The following is a 2,700-nucleotide window of genomic DNA, read 5'->3' as shown; positions in this document are numbered from 1 at the left end:
GCAAGCGGCCCCAGGCCCTTGCACGCTGTCCCGCTTGGGACGGCGCGCGCGGCGCGATGCGTTTTCAATCGTGGGCAAGGAGACACCGACACCATGCCCGCCATCACCCCCACCACGCCCCCACCCGAAGGCTGCATCGACACCCAGGTGCTCGGCCATGTGCTGCTCATCGGCATCAACCGCCCGGCCAAGCGCAACGGCTGGACGCCGTCCATGTTCCGCCAGCTGGCCGAGGCCTATACGCGCCTCGACGACGATCCCGATCTGCGCGTGGGCGTGCTGCATGCGTTTGGCGACCACTTCACCGCGGGCCTGGACCTGCCCGCCGTGAGCGCCTACATGCAGCGCGGTGAAAAAGCCACCCCCGAGGGCCTGGTGGAGCCGCACGACTACGGCCTGCCGGGCTACCGGCGCCGCACCAAGCCGATGGTGGTGGCCGTCAAAGGCATCTGCTTCACCGTGGGCATCGAACTGATGCTGGGCGCCGACATCGTGGTGGCGGCCGACGACTGCCGCTTCTCGCAGATGGAGGTGCAGCGCGGCATCATGGCCACGGGCGGCGCCACGCTGCGCATGGCCGAGCGCGCAGGCACGGGCAACGCGCTACTGCACCTGCTGACGGCCGATGAATTCGGCAGCGCCGAAGCCTTCCGGTTGAACTTCGTGCAGAGGGTGGTGCCGGCCGGCCAGGAGCTGGGCGAGGCCCTGCGGATTGCCGAGCGCATCGCCGCCCAGGCCCCGCTGGCCGTGGTGGCCACGCGGCTCAACGTGCTCAAGGCCATCGAACAAGGGCCGGCGGCAGCGGTGGCGGAGTTCATTCCCGTACAGAAGCGGCTGGCCAACAGCGAGGACGCAGCGGAAGGGGTGCGCGCATTCATCGAACGGCGGCCGGCGCAGTTCCGCGGGCGCTGAGGTCTGCGCAGGCGGGCCATCCTGCGAGATCTTTGCCTGGGCTCGCCAGGGTTCGCCAAGCCGGAGCCGTCGCGGGCCGGCTTTCGACAGGCTGCAGCGCCCCTGCGCACCGCCACCCTCCCTTGCAACAGCCGCCGGCCCCCACTAGCACCAACCCGTGCAGCGGGCGAGGGGATTTTTGGCAAAGACCGCCGCATGCGCTTATTCCTTGGCCACTCTTTCCTATTGAATAAGGAGCGTTACGGCCAGCCCCCCGGTCACGCTCATACCATGGATGGCGACTTCGCACCTGCCCCGCCCTCCGCCGTCCTCGCAGTCAACAATGTTTTCAACAATTTAATTACACGCAATTTAATTGCGAAACATAATTCACCACATGCCCAGCAACAGCACCTCTTTCTCCCCCAGCCCCGCCATCCTGCGGCTGGACAACCAAGTCTGCTTTGCGCTGTATTCCGCCTCGCTGGCGATGACCAAGCTGTACAAGCCGCTGCTCGACGCCATCGGCCTGACCTATCCTCAGTATCTGGTGATGATGGTGCTGTGGGAGCAGGACGGGCTCACGGTGTCGGAGCTGGGGGAACGCCTGTTCCTCGACTCCGGCACGCTCACCCCGTTGCTCAAGCGGCTGGAAGCCCAGGGCCACATTGCCCGGCTGCGGGATGCCCAGGACGAGCGCCGCGTGCGCCTCACCCTCACGACCGCCGGCCGTGCGCTGCGCGACCGTGCCGAAGCCATTCCGCAGTGCGTGCTGCAAAGCAGCCAGTGCTCGCTTGCCGAGCTGACGGCGCTCACCGGGCAGCTCCAGCACCTGCGCAGCAAGCTCGCGCCGCGGTGACCCGCCGCCGCGCCAACGAAGCAATCACCGATTCCCTCCAACCGCCCCGCCCTGCGGGGCAAGCCACCAAGGAAGACACCATGGCATCGCTCGAAAAAGTCCTGTACACCGCCCACGCCCACACCACTGGGGGCCGCGACGGCGCGTCGCGCACCGATGATGGCCGCCTGGACGTCAAGCTGTCCTCACCCGGCACCAGCGGCACGGGCACCAACCCCGAACAGCTCTTTGCCGCCGGCTACTCGGCCTGCTTCATTGGCGCCATGAAGGCCGTGGCCGGCATGCAGAAGATCACGCTGCCGCAAGACCTGGCCATCGACGCCAGTGTGGATCTGGGCAAGGTCGGCGCGGGCTACGGCATCGCCGTGCGCATGGCCATCAGCCTGCCCGGCATGGAGCGCGGCGCCGCCCAGGCCCTGGTGGACGCAGCCCACCAGGTCTGCCCCTACTCCAACGCCACGCGCGGCAACATCGACGTGGCGCTCACGCTGGTCTGAGCCCCCGAGCCCCCGAGCCCGGCGCGGCCTGTCCCACCGCTGCGCTGCGGGGGGCGGCACCCCCCGGGCCCTGAGGCCCGTCAGGACTCTCCGTTGCCGGCCGGTGGGCGTCCCCTGCGGTGGTGCGCGGTGCACCGGCGCATAGTGTCCACCTGAGACCCGCCCCGGTGCCTGCTGCACGAACCGATGCCTTGCCCCTGCAAGTTTGGCCTCAGCTAGACGCGGCATGATGGGGGTCAAAGGAGACATCGATGAAGCTGGCGCTGCTGTCAGACATTCATTCCAACCGCCAGGCACTTGACGCCTGCATGGCCCATGCCCGCACGCAGGGCGCGCAGCGCTTTGCCTGGCTGGGCGACCTGGTGGGCTATGGCGCCGACCCCGGCTACGTGGTGCAGCGAGCCATGGCGCTGGTGGAAGAAGGCCACTGCGTTCTTGGCGGCAACCATGACG

General features: G+C 68.2%; 4 protein-coding genes. All 4 read left to right on the top strand.

What is annotated here, in order from left to right; translation table 11 throughout:
- The first annotated feature begins 93 nt into the window (after positions 1 to 93).
- Entirely contained in the window at positions 94 to 912 is an 819-nt protein-coding gene (locus ACDELDRAFT_RS21095) for a crotonase/enoyl-CoA hydratase family protein (RefSeq protein WP_005800201.1), read from the top strand.
- 376 nt (positions 913 to 1,288) lie between these two features.
- Complete coding sequence (locus tag ACDELDRAFT_RS21090; protein ID WP_005800200.1) at positions 1,289 to 1,750, top strand: MarR family winged helix-turn-helix transcriptional regulator; 462 nt, start codon at positions 1,289 to 1,291, stop codon at positions 1,748 to 1,750.
- Between the two features lie 80 nt (positions 1,751 to 1,830).
- Positions 1,831 to 2,247 (top strand): organic hydroperoxide resistance protein, encoded by a 417-nt coding sequence (locus ACDELDRAFT_RS21085; protein ID WP_005800199.1) that lies wholly within the window; start codon positions 1,831 to 1,833, stop codon positions 2,245 to 2,247.
- Between the two features lie 251 nt (positions 2,248 to 2,498).
- Positions 2,499 to 2,700, top strand: a 202-nt coding sequence (locus ACDELDRAFT_RS21080) for a metallophosphoesterase family protein (RefSeq protein ID WP_005800197.1), incomplete at its 3' end; no start/stop codon positions are given.

The sequence above is a fragment of the Acidovorax delafieldii 2AN genome, assembly GCF_000175235.1.
GTDB classification, from domain to species: Bacteria; Pseudomonadota; Gammaproteobacteria; order Burkholderiales; family Burkholderiaceae_C; genus Acidovorax; species Acidovorax delafieldii_B.
Note: the sequence above shows the minus strand (reverse complement) of the source record. Positions and strands in the feature narration are given on the sequence as shown.